The 19562-nt window shown below is 43.8% G+C and carries 21 protein-coding genes; 9 read left to right on the forward strand and 12 right to left on the reverse strand.

The window, feature by feature from the left end:
• Nucleotides 1–342: 342 nt before the first annotated feature.
• Nucleotides 343–900: a gamma carbonic anhydrase family protein gene (locus L2740_RS19450; RefSeq protein ID WP_248951707.1), complete on the forward strand. Its 558-nt coding sequence runs from the start codon at nucleotides 343–345 to the stop codon at nucleotides 898–900.
• Nucleotides 901–907: 7 nt separating this feature from the next.
• Here L2740_RS19450 and L2740_RS19455 read toward each other — a convergent pair whose 3' ends face one another.
• Nucleotides 908–1186: a DUF1488 family protein gene (locus L2740_RS19455; RefSeq protein ID WP_248951708.1), complete on the reverse strand. Its 279-nt coding sequence runs from the start codon at nucleotides 1184–1186 to the stop codon at nucleotides 908–910.
• 22 nt (nucleotides 1187–1208) lie between these two features.
• On the reverse strand, nucleotides 1209–2024 hold the full coding sequence (aroE, locus tag L2740_RS19460; protein WP_248951709.1) for a shikimate dehydrogenase: 816 nt from the start codon (nucleotides 2022–2024) through the stop codon (nucleotides 1209–1211).
• A 180-nt stretch (nucleotides 2025–2204) separates the two neighbouring features.
• On the opposite strand from aroE, the gene L2740_RS19465 reads away from it, so the two are divergent.
• Complete coding sequence (locus L2740_RS19465) at nucleotides 2205–2651, forward strand: group II truncated hemoglobin (protein ID WP_248951710.1); 447 nt, start codon at nucleotides 2205–2207, stop codon at nucleotides 2649–2651.
• A gap of 44 nt (nucleotides 2652–2695) precedes the next feature.
• On the opposite strand, the gene hemF is transcribed toward L2740_RS19465, so the two are convergent.
• The 3 genes from hemF to L2740_RS19480 are packed head-to-tail and all read right to left on the reverse strand — an operon-like array spanning nucleotide 2696 to nucleotide 4812.
• The gene (gene hemF / locus L2740_RS19470) at nucleotides 2696–3610 is read right to left on the reverse strand and encodes an oxygen-dependent coproporphyrinogen oxidase (protein ID WP_248951711.1); all 915 of its coding nucleotides are present in this window, start codon (nucleotides 3608–3610) and stop codon (nucleotides 2696–2698) included.
• A gap of 24 nt (nucleotides 3611–3634) precedes the next feature.
• Nucleotides 3635–4198 (reverse strand): L-threonylcarbamoyladenylate synthase type 1 TsaC, encoded by a 564-nt coding sequence (tsaC, locus tag L2740_RS19475; protein ID WP_248951712.1) that lies wholly within the window; start codon nucleotides 4196–4198, stop codon nucleotides 3635–3637.
• A gap of 50 nt (nucleotides 4199–4248) precedes the next feature.
• Nucleotides 4249–4812 carry a DNA topoisomerase family protein gene (locus L2740_RS19480; protein WP_248951713.1) on the reverse strand — a complete coding sequence of 188 codons (564 nt, stop codon included), beginning with the start codon at nucleotides 4810–4812 and terminating at the stop codon, nucleotides 4249–4251.
• A gap of 135 nt (nucleotides 4813–4947) precedes the next feature.
• On the opposite strand from L2740_RS19480, the gene L2740_RS19485 reads away from it, so the two are divergent.
• The gene (locus L2740_RS19485) at nucleotides 4948–6720 is read left to right on the forward strand and encodes a collagenase (protein ID WP_248951714.1); all 1773 of its coding nucleotides are present in this window, start codon (nucleotides 4948–4950) and stop codon (nucleotides 6718–6720) included.
• Nucleotides 6721–6880: 160 nt separating this feature from the next.
• On the opposite strand, the gene L2740_RS19490 is transcribed toward L2740_RS19485, so the two are convergent.
• From L2740_RS19490 to L2740_RS19500, 3 genes are all read right to left on the reverse strand, one after another.
• Nucleotides 6881–7354 carry a DUF494 family protein gene (locus L2740_RS19490; protein ID WP_248951715.1) on the reverse strand — a complete coding sequence of 158 codons (474 nt, stop codon included), beginning with the start codon at nucleotides 7352–7354 and terminating at the stop codon, nucleotides 6881–6883.
• A 2-nt stretch (nucleotides 7355–7356) separates the two neighbouring features.
• On the reverse strand, nucleotides 7357–8376 hold the full coding sequence (gene dprA / locus L2740_RS19495; protein ID WP_248951716.1) for a DNA-processing protein DprA: 1020 nt from the start codon (nucleotides 8374–8376) through the stop codon (nucleotides 7357–7359).
• Between the two features lie 153 nt (nucleotides 8377–8529).
• On the reverse strand, nucleotides 8530–9630 hold the full coding sequence (locus L2740_RS19500; RefSeq protein WP_248951717.1) for a LysM peptidoglycan-binding domain-containing protein: 1101 nt from the start codon (nucleotides 9628–9630) through the stop codon (nucleotides 8530–8532).
• Between the two features lie 136 nt (nucleotides 9631–9766).
• Here L2740_RS19500 and def point away from each other — a divergent pair, with 136 nt between their 5' ends.
• The 5 genes from def to L2740_RS19525 all read left to right on the forward strand — a co-directional run bounded on the left by def (nucleotide 9767) and on the right by L2740_RS19525 (nucleotide 15541).
• Entirely contained in the window at nucleotides 9767–10279 is a 513-nt protein-coding gene (gene def / locus L2740_RS19505; protein WP_248951718.1) for a peptide deformylase, read from the forward strand.
• A gap of 4 nt (nucleotides 10280–10283) precedes the next feature.
• Nucleotides 10284–11249: a methionyl-tRNA formyltransferase gene (fmt, locus tag L2740_RS19510; RefSeq protein WP_248951719.1), complete on the forward strand. Its 966-nt coding sequence runs from the start codon at nucleotides 10284–10286 to the stop codon at nucleotides 11247–11249.
• Nucleotides 11250–11255: 6 nt separating this feature from the next.
• A complete protein-coding gene (gene rsmB / locus L2740_RS19515; protein WP_248951720.1) occupies nucleotides 11256–12536 on the forward strand; it encodes a 16S rRNA (cytosine(967)-C(5))-methyltransferase RsmB in 1281 nt (426 codons plus the stop codon).
• A gap of 7 nt (nucleotides 12537–12543) precedes the next feature.
• Nucleotides 12544–13953, forward strand: coding sequence for a Trk system potassium transporter TrkA (trkA, locus tag L2740_RS19520; RefSeq protein WP_248472091.1), 1410 nt, complete (start codon nucleotides 12544–12546; stop codon nucleotides 13951–13953).
• Nucleotides 13954–14098: 145 nt separating this feature from the next.
• Complete coding sequence (locus L2740_RS19525) at nucleotides 14099–15541, forward strand: TrkH family potassium uptake protein (RefSeq protein ID WP_248951721.1); 1443 nt, start codon at nucleotides 14099–14101, stop codon at nucleotides 15539–15541.
• Between the two features lie 65 nt (nucleotides 15542–15606).
• On the opposite strand, the gene hemG (L2740_RS19530) is transcribed toward L2740_RS19525, so the two are convergent.
• Entirely contained in the window at nucleotides 15607–16146 is a 540-nt protein-coding gene (hemG, locus tag L2740_RS19530; RefSeq protein ID WP_248951722.1) for a menaquinone-dependent protoporphyrinogen IX dehydrogenase, read from the reverse strand.
• A 200-nt stretch (nucleotides 16147–16346) separates the two neighbouring features.
• Here hemG (L2740_RS19530) and L2740_RS19535 point away from each other — a divergent pair, with 200 nt between their 5' ends.
• Nucleotides 16347–16652, forward strand: coding sequence for an ArsR/SmtB family transcription factor (locus L2740_RS19535; protein ID WP_248472094.1), 306 nt, complete (start codon nucleotides 16347–16349; stop codon nucleotides 16650–16652).
• Between the two features lie 74 nt (nucleotides 16653–16726).
• Here the strand turns inward: L2740_RS19535 and hemG (L2740_RS19540) are convergent, their stop codons facing one another.
• The 3 genes from hemG (L2740_RS19540) to L2740_RS19550 all read right to left on the reverse strand — a co-directional run bounded on the left by hemG (L2740_RS19540) (nucleotide 16727) and on the right by L2740_RS19550 (nucleotide 19560).
• Complete coding sequence (gene hemG, locus L2740_RS19540) at nucleotides 16727–17254, reverse strand: menaquinone-dependent protoporphyrinogen IX dehydrogenase (protein ID WP_248472095.1); 528 nt, start codon at nucleotides 17252–17254, stop codon at nucleotides 16727–16729.
• 140 nt (nucleotides 17255–17394) lie between these two features.
• Complete coding sequence (locus L2740_RS19545) at nucleotides 17395–18852, reverse strand: TrkH family potassium uptake protein (protein ID WP_248472096.1); 1458 nt, start codon at nucleotides 18850–18852, stop codon at nucleotides 17395–17397.
• 93 nt (nucleotides 18853–18945) lie between these two features.
• Nucleotides 18946–19560 carry a YigZ family protein gene (locus L2740_RS19550; protein WP_248951723.1) on the reverse strand — a complete coding sequence of 205 codons (615 nt, stop codon included), beginning with the start codon at nucleotides 19558–19560 and terminating at the stop codon, nucleotides 18946–18948.
• Nucleotides 19561–19562 lie beyond the last annotated feature (2 nt).

Here is a 19562-nt window from a genome sequence, read left to right on the forward strand (position 1 = left end):
CGTCAAGCGCTTATTTTAAGAAGTTTTTCAAGCGATGATTCTTTATACACTCTCGTGTTAATAACCATCTAATTGAGCTTCTAAAGCGATTGTCACCTGAGGCTAATTTCCTTAGAAGTTAATCTCTCTAACGCCGCTGCAAGTCCCGTTCTATCTAGCTTAACGCTGGGTAGTTGGCCTGCTGTGCCGTGTCAGTGGATGCGCATTATAGGGATGTGAGATTAAAGCGCAAGGGCAATTGTAAATAAAATCGAACTTTTATAATCGTTTGCTCACAAAACCCACTGACTAGCCACTTTTTAAGCTTTATAATGCTAAAAACACCATAATTAGGACTTTTAGATGCCAAACTCTAGAAACAATAACTCGCTACGATCCTATAAAGGTGTCGTCCCTACACTTAAGAAAAGTGTTTATATCGACGAGGCAGCTGTTTTAGTCGGCGATATCACGCTCGATGATGATGCCAGTGTTTGGCCTTTAGTTGCAGTGCGTGGGGATGTAAACCACATCTATATAGGTAAACGTTCCAATATCCAAGATGGTAGCGTTTTACATGTAACTAGAAAATCTGCTGCTTTACCTGAAGGCCACCCTTTGATTATTGGTGATGACGTCACTATTGGGCATAAAGCGATGTTACACGGTTGCCAAGTCGGTAATCGTATTTTGGTAGGTATGGGCGCAATCATTCTTGACGGTGCGATATTAGAAGATGATGTGATTTTAGGTGCGGGCTCGTTAGTGCCGCCAGGAAAAGTACTTAAGAGTGGTTTTCTTTATGTCGGCAGCCCAGCGAAACAAGCTAGACCGCTAACAGATGCTGAACTCGCCTTTTTACCGCAATCCGCTGACAACTATGTCAGACTCAAGAATGAGTATTTGCTAGAAGGCGAATAGCTTATATTTAGATAAGTGCGATTCTTCCCTGCTCGTCGAATGTATCTTGTTCGATGAGCATTTCAACCTCTTCTTCTATATCAAAACGGTATTCATCAAATACAGCTAAAGCGCTAGCCTCAAGTTCATCGCTATCTTGTTCAAACGTGGCAGATGAAAGCTGGGTTAGTTTATTTAGACTAATACGGCATTCAATGTTTGCCCCCTGCACTTGTACAGGAAAGACTACAGTTTGTGTTTGTGGGTCCCAATCTTGTAGATCTGGGAATAAAATACTTTGGTTCATGTCTATCTCAAACTTTTTGAAATTACAATTCAGCTCGTAACTGAGTTAATACCGGCTCAACGCTTGGCTTAACGTTGCGCCAAATATTGAAACTTTCTGCGGCTTGGCCAACCAACATGCCTAAACCATCTATCGTCTGACTCGCGCCCTGCGCTGCGGCCCAAAGATTAAATGCTGTAGGCTCTTTGCCATACATCATATCGTAGCAAACTGTTTTTAGCGTAATGGTATTGATACTGATGTTAGGCACATCGCCAGTTAAGCTTGAAGAGGTTGAGTTAATAATTAAATCATAGCTTTGGCCACTATGTTCTATCGGTAATACATCCACGTTACCAAAAGGCGCAAACAGACTTGCTAATGTTTCCGCCTTAGTTTGAGTTCGGTTAACGATAGTTAGTTTTGCAATACCTGCTTGTAATAGCGGTAACACACAGCCTCTTGCCGCACCACCAGCACCAACAAGCAGGACATTAAGCCCAGCTAAACTGCCAAGGTTTCTTTCTAAATCACTAACTAGACCTAAACCATCAGTATTGTCACCGCGCACCTCACCATTAGCCATTACAGATAAAGTATTCACTGCACCAGCAAGCTTTGCTTGCTCACTAAGCTCGTCACACAAAGCAAACGCTTGCTCTTTAAATGGCACTGTAACGTTAGCACCACGACCATTACTGCTAACAAACTCTTTAAAGCTTGCAGCAAACTCGTCTACCGGCGCTAAAATGGCTTCATAAGTTAGCGACTGAGCCGTATCTTGAGCAAACATGGCGTGTATTTTAGGCGACTTACTGTGGCCAATAGGGTTACCAAATACTGCGTATCGTTCAGTCATGCTTAGATCTCTTTGCCCCGAAAAATGACAGTGTAACTCGGATTGTCAGCGAGGCAATCGCTTCTATTGGAGTTATTTTCAGCTTTGCAATTTCAGCAACGGTTTGCAGCGCTAATCCATTACTCGTTAAACTGGGCATTACAGGTATAGAAATAAACAATTGAGTAGTAGAGCAATTAAATGAATTGGTTTAAAAAAATTATTGGTAAACAGAGTAGTAATCAAAATAGCTCACAAGACAGAGATCCAAATCAATCTAATGCCTATGACCGTATCGGTGGTGAACCGGTTATTCGCGCGATTGCTCATCAGTTCTACGCTCAGATGCAAAGCAACCCAGCGACTCAAGAGTTACTCGCGATTCATAGAGCGCCAATTGAAGAGTCTGAACAGAAGTTATTTGAATTTTTAAGTGGTTGGCTTGGCGGGCCACAGTTGTATCAGCAGAAACATGGCCATCCAGCACTACGAGCCAGACACATGCCGTTTAAAGTCGATGAAGCTATGCGAGATCAGTGGCTACTATGCATGAAGGCGGCGATTGAATTAGAAGTGAAAGAGCTGCAACACCAGCAAGCCATTTATAGCGCCATATCAACATTGGCTGACCATATGCGAAACCAATAATAGCCAAGTATTATTGGTTTCAGCCAGATGACGATGTAAATGACTTATAGGCTTAACCAATCTCTTGGTTTAAGGAAGTCACTATACAATAGTGACTCTGGACAGCCCGCTTCTGGTGTATAAGCATATTCCCAGCGAACTAGTGGCGGCATCGACATTAAAATAGATTCAGTACGGCCACCGGTTTGTAGACCAAATAAGGTGCCACGGTCATATACTAGATTGAACTCAACGTAGCGACCACGACGATAAAGCTGGAATTGACGCTCGCGCTCGCCGTATGCCGTATCTTTACGGCGTTCAACAATTGGTGCGTAAGCAGTTAAGAAACCATTTCCTACCGCTTGCATAAAGGCAAAGCTCTGTTCGAAACCGTGTTTGTTGAGATCATCAAAGAACAAGCCACCTACGCCGCGAGTTTCATTACGGTGTGGCAACCAAAAGTATTCATCACACCACTGCTTATACTTAGGGTAAGCCTCGTCACCAAATGGTTCGCACAACGATTTTGCACTTTGGTGCCACTCCACAACATCCTCTAAGTATGGATAGTAAGGTGTTAAATCAAAGCCGCCACCAAACCACCACACAGGATCCGCACCTTCTTTATTAGCAATAAAAAAACGCACGTTAGCGTGGGTTGTTGGTATATGCGGGTTATTAGGGTGAATAACTAATGACACTCCCATGGCTTCAAAACTGCGGCCAGCAAGCTCAGGACGATGCGCCGTTGCCGATGCCGGCATAGAAGCGCCAGTAACATGAGAAAAGTTTACGCCAGCTTGTTCAAATACAGCACCACCGGTTAGCACGCGGCTTTGTCCACCACCGCCCTCTTCACGTTTCCAAGAGTCTTCTGCAAATGTTGCTGCGCCGTCTAAGGCTTCTAATCCATTACAAATGCGGTTTTGAAGATCGAGTAAGAAAGCTTTTACTACTGCAGGATCTGGTGTGCTCATATTATTCCTTTTTATAGCGGCTGATTAACCTTGTCTTAAAATGGTGCCAGTTTTGGCATCAATAATCGTTGATGGTGACGCTTGGGTTCCTAGCTCACCTTTTACTAAACCTGCAATAATGCCGGTAAATTGTTGTTTTATGCTTAACGCCGATAGCGCAGGATCTTGACCTGACAAGTTTGCACTGGTCGACACAATAGGTTTGTTGATAGCAGCACACAGCTCTTTTACACCTTCATGTGCAGTAACGCGTACAGCAATGGAATCAAAACTACCACTGAGTAACTGAGACAAGCCCGGCTTAACAGGCATAATAAAAGTAAACGGCCCTGGCCACTTACTCTTAGCAAACTGTAATTGTTCTGCCGTTAGTTGTGATTCATCAATATAAGGCGTGAGTTGCTGGTAATCACCGGCCACTAGAATCAAGCCTTTCTGCCAAGGACGCTGTTTGATCTGTAGTAACTGCTCTATGGCATCATTATTATCAGGGTCACAACCTAAACCATATACAGCTTCAGTTGGATAGGCGATTACGCCACCTTGTTCAATTAGGTCAGCTACATCAGCAGGTAATACTTCTAACATTGGTCTCTCTTTATCTTATATAAGCAGTGTAATTTACGAAAACAACAGCTTTAAACTGGACGCTTATACTTACAGGCCTTTTCAGGACACTCTAAGCGCATACCCGCGGCGCCTTTACGCTCGACTAGAATACCAAAGCCACAATCAGGACATGATTCTGCACGAGGTGGGTAGTTAACTAAAAACTTGCACTTAGGATAAGCGCTACACGCATAAAACGATTTACCAAAGCGGCTAGTGCGATGTTCTATATGGCCTGTTTTACATTTTGGACAAGGGATCTCGTCTGCTGTATTCACTTGGTCATGCTTTTCTATATGGTGGCACTCTGGATAATTAGTGCAGCCAATAAAAATACCGAAACGCCCTGACTTTACCGCCAGTTCGCTACCGCAGTCAGGGCAAACAGAACCTTGTATCACTTGTGTTTCAATCGACTCATGCTGAACTAAAGGTCTTGTATAGTCACAACTTGGGTAATTGTTACAGCCAATAAAACCACCGTGCTTACTATTTTTTACCGACAACTCGCAGCCACATTTAGGGCAAAGCTCAAACTCTTTTTCAAGAGCGTGCTCGTGAGTAGTAAACAGTTGCTGATCTATTTTCGCCATGATTGTCTCAATTCATCTATATCGCGCTATTCTACCAAGGAATTGGCTAAGTTTTATATTCCAATGTTAGAATTTAGTAAAAGGTGATGATATATTGTATCCAATAAAGCAAAGGACAAATATAAGGGAATAACAATGACCTCACCCTCGAAGCTCTCTACTACAATTATAGCGACTCTATTGGTTACGCTTTCAGCTTGTAGCAACACTGTACCGCAAACTGCCGATCCACAAATTATTAGCCAAATCAGCTCAACCTCTGAAGCAGATTTATTTAACGCGCAAAACCCACTATTAACTAAAGATACATTTATGCAGGCCAGCATTGCACTCGCTGCCACTGAAAATGTCGATACAGTGGATCAACTCCTCTACTATTTTCGTGCTTTTAGTTATTACGGACCCACTGACGAGCTAACCGACAAAGAGATAACTGCTTTAGCCACAGCATTGGCCCAACTAGCAAACTCTGGCCAACTAGATAGTCAACCACGCCTGCAAGAGCAATATGCCGTAACCCTATATCGTTACTTCGCGAATAATGATGCAGCATTGACCTTAAAGCCACTTCTACCGCAGCTAGGTATTCAACTACAACAACTTGCAGTATCACCGGCTAATTCAACGAATGACTATGGTTTATTAGAAACACTGAAGGCCTATGGTTTCTTACTCAACAAAGCCCGTAAAGATATGGATGGCGAGCTAAACAAGGTTTTGATTAGTGCCGATCTCGATTCGCCACTATTAGCTTTTGCAGCAAGCCCAGCTAGTATTCGTTTTGGTAGCGACTGGCCGCGCAGCAATGCCTATTGGGCATTAGCCTTATACCGTTTATCACTGCCATCATCAGAAGATGGCCAGCCAACAGAGCAAGAGCTTGCAATAGATAACGCAGTCGCAGCGATCGCCAAAGCAGATGTTGCTGAACGTGGATATGCAGCGAAAGACACCTACACCGCAGGCTTTCATGTTAACGTATTTGGCGGCCAAGAGCTGTGCGAAACCAATAGCGATATTTGCCGTATACCTGAGTTAAAAACAGCCCTGCCAATAGAACATCACTGCTCAGACTCGCTATTTATATTAACCCAAGATTTAAATGAACAAGAGCTAGCAGAGAGTTGCACTAAGCTAACTTCGCAAGAATCAAGTTTCCACAACCTGTTGGAAACAGAACTAAAACCCACAGCAAATGACTTCAATACAGCCCTTCGAGTGGTCGCATTTAAAAACTGGAGCCAATACCACCTTTATGGTCAATTAATTTTCGATATTAATACCGATAACGGCGGCATGTATATTGAAGGCACGCCATCAAAGCCTGGCAACCAAGCCACATTCTTTGCTTACCGCCAATGGTGGATTGAGCCCGAATTTAAGGTTTGGAATCTTAACCACGAATATGTGCACTACTTAGATGGCCACTTCGTTAAATACGCAGGTTTTGGCCACTTCCCAGCCAAAATGGTGTGGTGGTCAGAAGGTCTAGCTGAGTACGTGTCTAAAGGAGATAACAATCCGTCAGCACTACGGGTTATTAAGCGAGATATAAAAGAGGCGCCAACTCTAGAGGAGATTTTTGCCACCGAATATAAAGATGGCCAAGATAGAACCTATAAGTGGAGCTATATGGCAATTCGCTTTTTAGCCGAAAACCACCACCAAGATTTTGTGCAGTTAAGCCAATATCTAAAGACTGACTACTTTGAGGGTTATGAGCAACTCATGCAGTCGCTAACCTCGCACCAAGCACAGTTTGCCAACTGGCTAACAGTGCAGGTCGATGCGTTTGATGACACAGAGGCTAGCACTAAGCCAAGACTGCATAAGCAAGGGCGTTACGACTACCGTGATTACTTACAGCCACAACATTTAGCTCATGGTGAGAACCATTTGAAGTTTTAAGTGCTAGGTACAATGCCAATTAGTATCCACCCATGGCAAATTGACATAAGTGTTCTGACCTCTAGGGATAGAGGAAATGCGAATAAATGTATGGAACATTTATCGCCAGACACCAAAAAGGAGGCTTAGGCCTCCTTTCTTTTTTAAAAACATATGAACACTATGAGTGCAGGCGTCCATCTGGTTGCTCAAAGATCAGATCTTCCATCTGTTCATAAGCCGACTCATGACCTGGTGCATTAAATAACACCATTAGGATTACCCATTTTAAGTCGTCTAGATTTAATGTTGGCTCGTCAATTTCCATCACTCGATCAATAACCATTTCACGAGTCTCAACACTTAGCACTTTGATTTGCTCTAAAAACAGTAAAAAACCACGACTTTCGACGTCAATTTTTTCCATCTCGGCTGTAGTGTAAATACGGAACGAATGCTGATCGTGATTACAAAGATAAGGCGTGCCTGCTTCTTGTAGATCAGCTAAATGCTCTAACCAAGACAGTGCCTTAATGATTTCACTTTGGTGAAATCCTGCGCGAGTAAGTTCTTTGGTGAGTTCGTCTTCATCGACTAGAAGTTCGACTTCACTGTGAACATAGTTTTCAAATAAATACATGAGGATATCAAACATGGCTAGCTCCTCTTTAATCTTATGTAACCACCAGGGACTGCAGTAATCCAACCCTGCAGCTCGAGTTCAAGCAATTGCTCCAATACTAGCTCTATGGTTTTTCCACTATGCTCAACTACGTCATCAATTGTCGTAGTCTCATAGCCTACACTAGCTAACAGCGAGGAAAATGGCAAATCAGAGGCGCTTTCCCCCCCTATATGGTGACACGCTTTTAATTCTTCAAGGTGATAACTTGATAAAGCGTTAACTTCTTCCAAAATATCAGCCACCGACTCAACCAACTTGGCCCCCTCACGCAATAACTTGTGGCAGCCTTCACTTTGTCCGCTAAGCACACTTCCCGGAATGGCAAAAACCTCACGCCCCTGCTCACCAGCTAACCGCGCGGTAATCAGTGAGCCACTTTTTACGCTCGCTTCAACCACTAATGTCCCCATAGTTAAGCCACTAATGATGCGGTTACGTTTTGGGAAATTGCCCGCGAACGGCTTAACATCAGGCCAGAACTCAGTTAATAGACAGCCTTCATTCTGAATATCGTGGTAAATACTGCGATGGCGCTTAGGGTAAATAACCTCGGCTCCTGTACCTAAAACCGCAATACTGGCTTTAGCGCTATCGATTGCCGCTTGGTGAGCTACCCCATCTATGCCTAACGCCATACCACTCGTTACACAGATACCGCGTGCAGCCAGTTGTTCACTTAATTCATAAGCCACTTTTTTACCGCCAAGGGTAGCGTTACGACTACCAACAACGGCAATACTAGGTAACAGTAACGTATTAATGTGACCTTTTAAAAACAACACTGCTGGAGGGTCATTGATCTGTTTTAGTAATGGTGGGTAAAGAGAATCACCGAGGCAGATCAGATGATGATTGTCAGCCTTTTGCTGCCAAGCTAATGCGGCCTCAACCAAAGCGTGATCAGGAGTAAAACGTGTTCTTAGAAGTGACTCAGGCAGAGGTAGCGCTTGTGGTTCATGTACTAGCCTTTGTTTTAACTCTGCCACATCCATATGATTGAGTAATTGCTTAACCCGAGCAGGCCCTAGCCCGGGTGTAGCCGATACAACTAGCCAATCGACAAGTGTATTGTTGATAATTCATCCTTGAATTCTTGGCATTACTGCTCGCAATACCGACCATAAACTAACTTAACATTAGCTTATTTATTCACTGACGCTAGCCGGATTCGGACTGGTCAGCTTATCAGCCACTCTCACTGGTCGTTCATTAACCAAAATAATTGCCATGCTAGTTTTATCAAACACCTTAAATACCATTAACTCACCACGGTATAAGTCTGGCATTTTAACAGCGCTATCTGATGACAAATTAGCGAGAATTTTTTCGTATCGATTGCGCTCATAAGGCTGTACAGGTGTGCCGTCACCATCTATCACCACAACCTTACCGTCTTTGAAAATTGAAAATACATCTCCCGTTGCCACGCCATCGTTAGCACCTCTGTCGAGGTAAACAACATCCAGTTTGCCCATCGCGCGAGTATCTTTGCCAGAAGCCAGCACAGTTGCAGGCTCAGTAAGCTGCGAGGCTCGCGGCATAAAGTAGGCAGACATCAACGAATCATCTTCTATAGGTAAAACATGGTAACCCGCTTCCGTTTCGCGCAAATTACTTAATAATTTAACTTTAGAAACCGCACCCGATTCAACCACCCTGCCCGACGCAGAAAGAATGACTTCTAAACCAAGGTTTTCACCATCGCTATTTTTAAAGCTGCGTCCTTGAGCATACACCCCAAGCTTAGTGCCGACGGCAAGTTCACCTTGCACATAAATGATGTCTGACATGACATGGAATTTTGATGGGCTTTCACCGGCCATCACTTTCGGCTGCAACTCAAACCAATCGGCATCAACAACACGATTTTGCAGCAAATAAGGCTGAATTAACGATAAATCTATCGCGGGGATCGCACCATCTTTGGCTGATACCCGTCCTTCAGGGCTCTTTCTTATATGTGGTTTCATAACAAGGCGTGGTTCACCGTCAATAAAAACCAAGGTAAGTTTATCGCCAGGATAGATTAAATGCGGATTCGCAACTTGAGGATTAACGCCCCACAGTTTAGGCCAGCGCCATGGATCATTTAAGAATGCGGCGGATATATCCCACAAAGTATCGCCTTTCTTAACTACATAAGAGTCAGGATGACCAGACTTTAGCGTCAAGGTGTCAGCGAAAGCAGAAGTACAACCAAATATAAGTGAAGCTAGTAATATTAACCGTTTCATCAGGGTATCCATGCTAATTGCTCTTTTATTAAAGTATAAATAGAGCTTTTGCTGTTATTGAATGCCGCTAACGACTAAAATTGAGCCATTAGCAAAAGTCAGTATAACTAACTGGCTCAAATTTGACAGACTTGTTAAGAGTTTAGGTATGAGTTTACTAAAAGTTTTACAATTTCCAGACGAAAGATTACGCACAGTTGCTAAGCCAATTACAGAGTTTAACGACGCACTTCAAACACAAATCGACGATATGTTCGAAACCATGTATGAAGAAAAAGGCATAGGTTTAGCGGCAACCCAAGTTAACTATCACCACCAGTTAATCGTGATGGATCTACAAGATGAGGTTGAACGCCCAAAGGTGTTTATCAATCTTGAGATTATCGCTAAGAGTGGCGAATTCACTAATGAAGAAGGCTGTCTGTCAGTTCCTGGCGTATACGCCAAAGTTGACCGCGCAGAGTTTGTGACAATTAAAGCACTTGATCGCCACGGCCAAGAATTTACTCTTGAAGCTGATGAGCTATTCGCTATTTGTTTGCAACATGAGCTAGACCATTTATCAGGTAAATTGTTTGTCGACTATCTGTCGCCACTAAAGCGTCAGCGCATCAAACAGAAACTTGAAAAAGCAGCCCGTCTAGAAGCAAAGCAAGGATAAATTTTTGAAACCATTAAACGTCATTTTTGCAGGAACGCCAGACTTTGCTGCACGCCATCTTCAAGCGCTAATTGATTCAGAGCATAACGTTATTGCGGTATACACCCAGCCAGACAGACCTGCTGGCCGTGGTAAAAAGCTGCAAGCTAGCCCAGTTAAAGCACTAGCGCTTGAAAATGACATTGCAGTTTATCAACCTAAGTCACTACGTGACGAAGATGCCCAAGCAGAACTTGCTGCACTCAACGCCGACATCATGGTGGTAGTTGCATACGGCTTAATCTTGCCGAAAGTGGTACTCGACACTCCTCGTCTAGGCTGCATCAATGTACATGGTTCAATTTTACCTCGCTGGCGCGGCGCAGCACCTATCCAACGTGCATTATGGGCTGGTGATACCGAAACTGGCGTCACCATTATGCAAATGGATATCGGTTTAGATACCGGTGATATGCTGCTAAAAACTCAGCTAAAAATCGAAGATACTGATACTTCAGCCACGCTTTATGAAAAGCTTGCCGAGCAAGGCCCAAGCGCACTAGTCGAGGCTTTAGCTGCTATTGCAGAAGACCGTTTACCTGCAGAAAAGCAAGATGAAACGCTAGCTAATTACGCAGAAAAGCTGTCAAAAGAAGAAGCACGTTTAGATTGGTCAAAACCAGCAGCAGCATTATGGCGTGAAATACGTGCGTTCAACCCTTGGCCAGTTAGCCACTACGACCATGAAGGCAATACCATCAAAGTATGGCAAAGCCATGTTAGTGATGAAATAAGCACAAAACAGCCTGGCACTATTTTATCTGCCGATAAAAACGGTATTAGCATTGCTACCGGTGAAGGTGTGCTAACCATCACTCAAATGCAGCTTCCAGGTAAAAAACCGCTCAGTGTTGCCGATATTCTTAACTCTAGAGCAGATTGGTTTACACCAGGTACCTTGCTAGCTAGTTCAGACAATCAAGAGGCTTAATCAGCTATGAACTTAAGAGCATTGGCCGCCAAGGTCGTTTTTCAGGTGCTAGAAAAAGGTATCTCACTGTCAGTAGCCTTACCTGAACAGCAAAAAAATCTCGATAACGGCAAAGATAAAGCCCTTCTAGCTGAGCTTTGTTACGGCGTAATGCGTTACTTACCACAGCTTGATAAGCAAGTTAGTGACTGCATGAGCAAGCAGATGAAAGGCAAGCAACGTATCGTCCACCAGCTTTTGCTAGTGGGTTGCTACCAGCTTTATTTCACGCGCATTCCAAGCCACGCGGCGATTTCTGAAACAGCTGAAGCATGCCGTCAGTTAAAGTTTGAAGGCTTAGTTAAAGTGGTTAACGGTGTTTTACGCAATATTCAACGCCAAGAAAAGCCGCTATCAACTGACAACGACACCTTGGCCTACAACACGCCAGCATGGATCATTAAGCGTCTAAAAGAAGCGTATCCAGACAACTGGCAAAACGTGATTGAGCAAAGCCATGAGCGTCCACCAATGTGGCTACGCAACAACCAACAATCGCAAACCAGAGAAACCTATTTACAGGCATTAGCTGGGTTAGACATTGAAGCAGAAGCGGGCAATAGCCCAGATTCAATCCTATTGAGCAGCCCGCGTGATGTTATGCAGCTGCCAGGTTTTGAAACCGGTGCCGCATCAGTACAAGATGGTGCAGCGCAGTGGGCCGCAACCTTATTAGCGCCGCAAGGCAGTGAGCTTGTGCTTGATGCTTGTGCAGCGCCAGGTGGTAAAAGCTGTCACTTATTAGAGCTAGCGCCAGAAATCAAACTCGTTGCAGTAGATTTTGATGCAAAACGTCTTGAGCGTGTGCAGCAAAACTTAGATAGATTGTCGCTTAACGCCGAGCTAGTGCATGGCGACGCAGCCGATATCGACTCTTGGTGGCAAGGTGACAAGTTCGACCGTATTTTGCTAGATGCACCATGTTCTGCCACAGGTGTTATTCGCCGTCACCCAGATATTAAGTGGCTAAGAAAGAACAACGACATCGAAGAGTTGGCACAACTGCAGTCAAAAATTTTCGATCATTGCTGGAAGTGGTTAAAGCCCGGTGGCACACTCTTATATGCAACATGTTCGATTTTGCCACAGGAAAACAAAGATCAAGTCAGCGCATTCTTAGCCAGAACACCTGATGCGACCTTAGTTCCTATCGAAGAACAAGCTAATCCAAGCGATATTGGTTGGCAGATTGTTCCGGGGCAAAACAGCATGGACGGCTTCTATTACGCTCGCCTAGTGAAGGATTAGTACGGCAATGAAAATTATCATTTTGGGTGCAGGACAAGTTGGCGGCACATTAGCTGAAAACTTAGTTGGCGAAAACAATGACATCACCATTGTCGATAGCGACAAAAACCGCCTACGCACCTTACAAGATAAATACGATTTACGCGTAATTGTAGGTCACGGCGCTCACCCAAGTGTATTAAAAGAAGCAGGCGCAGAAGACGCTGACATGCTTATTGCAGTAACCAATAGCGACGAATGTAATATGGCAGCCTGCCAAATTGCCTACTCGCTTTACGGTACGCCCACTAAAATTGCCCGAATTCGTTCTGAACAATATCTCGGCCTGCGCGATAAACTGTTTATCGACAGCGAAACCAAACATGCCGAAAACCGTCCTCGTGGCGGCTTTATTATTGATGAGCTTATTGCACCTGAACAACTTGTTACCGCCTACATTGGCCGTTTAGTTGAATATCCAGGTGCATTGCAGGTACTAGAGTTTGCCGAAGGTCGTCTCAGCTTAGTCGCTGTGCGCGCATACTACGGTGGCCCACTTGTGGGTAATGCTCTGGCGGCATTACGTGAACACATGCCAAATATTGATACCCGGGTAGCAGCAATCTTTAGACAAGGTCGCCCTATCATGCCGCGCGGTACCACTATTATTGAAGCCGATGATGAAGTCTTCTTCGTTGCCGACAGTCGCCACGTGCGCGCAGTAATGAGCGAGATGCAAAAGCTAGATAACTCTTACCGTAATATTATGATCGCTGGCGGCGGTAATATTGGTTTAGGGCTAGCCAAGCAGTTGCAACGCAATCACTCAGTCAAACTGATTGAACGTAAGCAAGAGCGTGCTGAAGAACTGTCTGAAAAGCTAGAAAACACCACGGTATTTTGTGGCGATGCATCTGACCAAGAGTTACTGCTAGAAGAACATATCGATCAAACCGACGTGTTTATCGCAGTAACTAACGATGATGAAGCTAACATTATGGCTGCGCTACTGGCTAAACGCATGGGTGCTAAAAAAGTTATGGTGCTTATTCAGCGTGAAGCCTATGTTGATATTGTGCAAGAAGCCAATATTGATATCGCTATTTCACCACAGCAAGCAACCATTTCTGCCCTGCTAACTCATATTCGCCAAGGTGATATTTGTAACGTATATTCATTGCGTCGTGGTGCAGCAGAAGCGATTGAAGCTATTGCTCATGGTGACTCAAATACGTCTAAAGTTGTTGGTAAGCAGATTAGTGAAATCAAGCTACCACCGGGTACAACTATTGGTGCCATCGTGCGTGATGAGGAAGTACTCATGGCGCACGATAAAACGGTTATCGAACAAGGTGACCACGTCATTCTCTTCTTAGTGAACAAGAAGTTTATCGGCGAAGTGGAAAAATTGTTCCAACCGAGTGCGTTCTTCTTTTAAAGCGCCTTGGTGTATAAAAGCTTAATATTGCCCCTTTTTAGTCTGCTACATAAGATTAAAAAGGGGACAAACATAATATTAGCGACCGAACTACAGGAAAGGCTCATCACTGAGCGTCTTCTCACTTAGATTGGTATAACCTATTATGCTGAACTATCGTCCTCTGCTATTTATTCTGGGCATTTTCTTATCAACACTGACAGTGTTTATGTTAATTCCCGGCGCCTTTGCCCTCTACTATGGCGAAGAAACTGTTGCCGCATTTATGATCTCCTCGTTAGTCGCCGGCAGCGCAGCAAGTTTTTGTATGCATCAAGGCCAAAACAGCGGTTTGCATCTCAATATTCGTGACATGTTTCTGCTTACTAGCCTAACTTGGCTGATCGTAAGCCTATTCGCAGCAATGCCCTTCACCTTGTACCACGGTATTAACTATACCGACGCTTTCTTTGAAACCATGTCGGGGATCACCACAACAGGCTCAACGGTGCTGTCAGGCCTAGATACCATGGATCACAGCATTTTAATTTGGCGCTCTCTACTACAATGGATGGGCGGCATTGGTTTTATCGTTATGGCTGTGGCTGTGCTACCTTTTTTAAACGTCGGTGGTATGCGTTTATTTAGAACCGAGTCATCGGACTGGAGTGACAAAACGACTCCTCGTACGCAGCACATGGCCAAAAACCTATTTATCGTTTATTGCCTACTAACCTTTTTATGCTTTTTGGCGTATCACAATAGCGGTATGAATTGGTTTGAAGCCATTAATCACGCTATGACGACCCTTTCAACGGGGGGTTACTCAACTTCTGATAAATCAATGGCAGCCTTTTCAAATGAGGCTCACTGGGTTGGCACCACATTTATGTTAGCCGGCGGCTTACCGCTGTTAATGTTTGTGTATATGGTGCAACAGCGCTCGGTAAAAGTGTGGAACGATGCGCAAGTTAAAGGCTTTTTAAAGTTTGTAATTTTTGTTTCCTGCTCACTGGCCTTATGGCTATGGAGCAGCAGAGAAATAGATCCGCTCGATGCGCTGCGTCTGGCTAGCTTTAATGTCGTCTCAGTCGTAACAACAACCGGTTATGGTCTTACCGACTACACGGCTTGGGGCGCTTTGGCCAATATTGCCTTTCTCTTTTTAATGTTTGTCGGCAGTTGCTCGGGCTCGACATCTGGCGGCATAAAAATATTCCGCTTTCAAATTGCTGGCGTGATCATGCGTGAACAACTTAAGCAACAGTTTCATCCCAATGGTGTATTTAAAGAACGTTACAATAAACGCGTCATTAAAGAAGATATCGTGCGCTCTTTAGTGACCTTTATTCTGTTGTTTGTAATGGTGATAGTGCTGCTATCAATTGTATTGGTGTTAACTGGCTTAGATCCAGTTACCAGTTTTACCGGAGCGATTACCGCGGTAACCAATGTTGGCCCGGGACTTGGCGGTACAATTGGCCCTGCAGGTAACTTTTCAACTCTACCAGATGTGGCTAAATGGGCTTTAGCGATAGGAATGCTGCTTGGCCGCCTAGAGATTTTAACGGTGGCAGTATTGTTCCACCCAAGCTTTTGGAAGTACTAATCAGTATAAACCTGATTGCCAGACACAAAAAAGCCGCATCAAGTGCGGCTTTTTGATTGGTACGCTTATTTAGCTAAACTAACCAAATGATCTGCGTAAACCTTTACGTCTTCCCAGTCGGTGTAATCAATCACAGCTTTAGGATCAGTTGGGCCGTCAGTGATCTTCATGATCAACTGGATCATCATTCTGTCATACCAACGCCAAGACGGATAATCCACTTTACCTGCAATCACTTTTACATCGTTAGGTTTCCACGCTGACAACTCAATAAACTTTTGTAGATATTTATTGTTTTCAGGGACGCGCTTAGCTGGGTTGCGAGCGACAACGTTAACACTGAAAAAACTCGCTGGTTTTGCACTTAACTGGGCTTGGTGCTGGGCAACAAACTCAAATACAGACTTATGATACGTGCCATAAAGCACGCAAGCACCTAGTGCTACAACATCGTACTTAGCCCAATCTATGCCTTCAGCTTTAGCTTCGTTAATGTGCATCATATCGCACTGATGACCAGTCGCAGCGAGATGCTCAGCAACTGCGCGACTGATTCTGGCAGTATGGCCGCCGCGTGAATAATAGAGTACCAGAACAGATTTCATCTTTATCCCAATAGAGAATTTGTTGTTTAACTACATTGTTGCAGCAATTAATACTTTTTAAAGGTTAATGGGTCACAATTTAGGTGTAGCTCATATTATCAACATCAAAAATTGTGAGAATGAGAAACTATAAGTATATTGTTATAGCAGTCCAACTCAATTAGAATAAACTAATTAAAGGCGATGGAGTTAAGTATCGTATGCAAAAAGAAATCGATGCCAGTGCAATGGTGACCAATGCCGAAAGCGCAGCCAAATGGCTTAAAGCTATCGCAAACCCATATCGATTAATGATCCTGTGCTTATTATTAGATAAAGAGTTAAGTGTTACTGAACTTAATAAAACCGTGCCTCTAAGCCAGTCAGCGCTATCGCAACACTTAGCGGTTCTGCGCTCTGAAGATTTAGTCGCTACCCGCAAAAGCTCACAAGTGGTTTATTACACCCTCAAAAATGAGCAAGTTACCGAAGTTATTTCAATACTGCATCGCAAGTATTGCGCCTAGACGCTTAGATAACAAAAAGCCTGCTTAATCGCAGGCTTTTTTAGTTTTAGGCTTATGCTAAATAGTGGCAATTTTTAACGTTCGGCAAATGCACGGCCAAACTCATCAACCTTGTTCCAATCGGTAAATTCAAAGGTACCACTGGTGTCTGTTGGGCCTTTGGTCATCCACATAATAAAGCGGATCATCACCTTGTCGAATAATCGATATTTAGGGTAATCAATCTTACCCGCAAATACCGCCAACTGTTGCGGCTGCCATAAAGAGAGTTCTAAAAACTTCTTCATATAGGGGTTAGTTTCTGGAGTATTTTTCTCAGGTTTACGTGCCACAACATTAACGGTAAAAAAGGCGTTTTGCTTGGCATTTAACACCGCATGATGACGATTAATAAACTGATAAAGTTCGGGTCTATGTTTACCATAGCGAATACTTGCCGCCACCAAGATTTTATCAAATTGCGCTAAGCCGAGCTTATCGGCTTCGTCAACTGAAGCCATAGTTACCGTGGCGTTTTGCTCTTGGTTAATCTTTTTGATTTGCTCGCAAATCGCTTTGGTTTGACCATCAACCGTCGAATAAATTATTAGTGTATTGCTCATTAACTTCCTACGATTTTCCGATTATCACTTAGGTCTTACTAGGCACAACATACAGCTATTGGCCAAGCGTTCATTAATATACTTGCGAATAATTAACGCTAGCTTAGCTCTAGTGTCCTAGTAAGTATCTTTACACTAATTTAGTTTTTCCAAAAGGTCGGAGTAAACAAAATTAATAGCGTAAACACCTCTAAACGACCAAATAGCATGGCAAACAATAGCACCCACTTTTCACCATCGCCAATACTGGCATAGTTACTGGCGACTTCACCGAGTCCCGGGCCTAAGTTATTTAAACAAGCTGCTGTAGCACTAAACGCAGTAATCGCATCCATGCCTTGCGCCATCAAAATAAGCATACAAACTACAAATACTAAGGCGTAAGCAGAGAAGAAACCCCACACCGCATCAATGACCCTGTCAGGCAGTGCATTACCACTGATACGAATAGAGAACATGCCACGAGGATGTACTAGACGCTTAAGTTCACGCGAGCCTTGTAGTAACAACAAAATCACGCGAATAACTTTAATACCACCAGCAGTTGAACCACCACTACCACCAATAAAACTAGAGAAAATAAGTAGAATTGGCAAAAACAGCGGCCAAGCATGGAAACTCTCGGTACCAAAGCCCGCAGTTGTAGAAATAGAAACGGCCTGGAACAGTGCGTAATCAAAGGTTTCTTCGGCAGAGTCGTAAATACCAGAGCCGTATAATGTTGCAAAACAGATTGCGGTTAGCACCAACTGAATAGCAATTAACACCTTAAACTCAGCGTCTCTAAAGTAGACTCTAAGGTTAATACCACGGCGAGAGAATGCGGCAAAATGCAGGCTAAAGTTAAGTGCGGCAATTAATAAAAATACCACACAAATCATATTGATTGTCGGGCTGTCAAAGTAACCCATACTGGCATCATGGGTAGAGAAACCACCAATGGCAATGGTTGAGAATGAGTGACAAATCGCATCAAACACATCCATACCTGCTAGCCAATAAGCGACAGCACATGCCACCGTTAGCGCCAAATAGATATACCAAAGGGCTTTAGCGGTTTCGGCAATCCTCGGGGTCATCTTACTGTCTTTCACCGGCCCCGGCATTTCAGCCCGATACAGCTGCATACCACCGACACCAAGCACCGGCAAAATAGCCACCGCCAATACAATGATCCCCATACCGCCTAGCCATTGCAGCAAATGTCGATAAAACAAAATAGCTTTAGGTAGGCTGTCTAGGCCAACAATAACCGTGGCACCAGTAGTAGTAAGCGCGGAGAAGGATTCAAAAAAACTGTCTGTTAAGCTCAGCGATGGCTGACCGGAGAAAATAAATGGCACCGCACCAATAGAGCCTAGTACCACCCAAAACAACACCACCAGCAAGAAACCCTCTCTGGTACGTAGATCTTTGCGGTGTGCACGGTTGGGATACCAAAGCGTAAAACCTAAAATCAAGCACAATACAAATGCCTGAATAAACGCCATACCGCCGCCATCTTTATAGATAACAGCAACGACCGCCGGTGGAAGTAAAGATAAAGAAAACAGCCCCATTAACAGGCCAGTAATTCTTATAATTGTTCGATATTGCATTGATTCCCATTACCCGCGTTCAGCTAACGCGCACTTAACACTCTTAATTTATTAAATTTATCGCTTCAATTGCTGGCATTAATCTACAAGTTATTATTCGGCGTATATCGCCTTTAACTGGCCTTTACTCATAGTCGCCAAATCAATATTTAGCTGCGCCTTAAACGCTTTCGGTATAGCAAATTGAATCACTATATTGTCGCTAAACTGTTTATCATCAATCACCACGTCATATTGGGCAAAAATATGCTCTACATCTTTGAGTTGATGATAATCACACACTAGCGTTGCCGGATAGCGGATCTGCTTTAACTGCGTTTCAAGTTGTGGGATAGCCTGCTTAATACCAGAGCTATATGCTCGAACTAATCCGCCCACACCGAGTTTGGTACCACCAAAATAACGAATAACTATGGCACCTAACTCGCCAATATTGGCACCTTGCAATGCCGCTAACATTGGTCGACCTGCACTACCTGAAGGTTCACCATCGTCACTTGAACCTATATTGATGCTATCGCTTGGCGCACCAGCAACAAAAGCATAGCAATAATGGTTCGCTCCGGGATACTCCACCTTCAAGTTGGTGAGTACACACTTCAAATCTTCAAGCGACTGACAATGAAACAGAAAAGAGATAAAGCGACTATGCTTTATCTCTTCTTCTATCAGTAAATCAGCCGCTGGAATGAGATAACTTTCACTCAAAA

Source organism: Shewanella pneumatophori, from assembly GCF_023283895.1.
GTDB lineage: Bacteria > Pseudomonadota > Gammaproteobacteria > Enterobacterales > Shewanellaceae > Shewanella > Shewanella pneumatophori.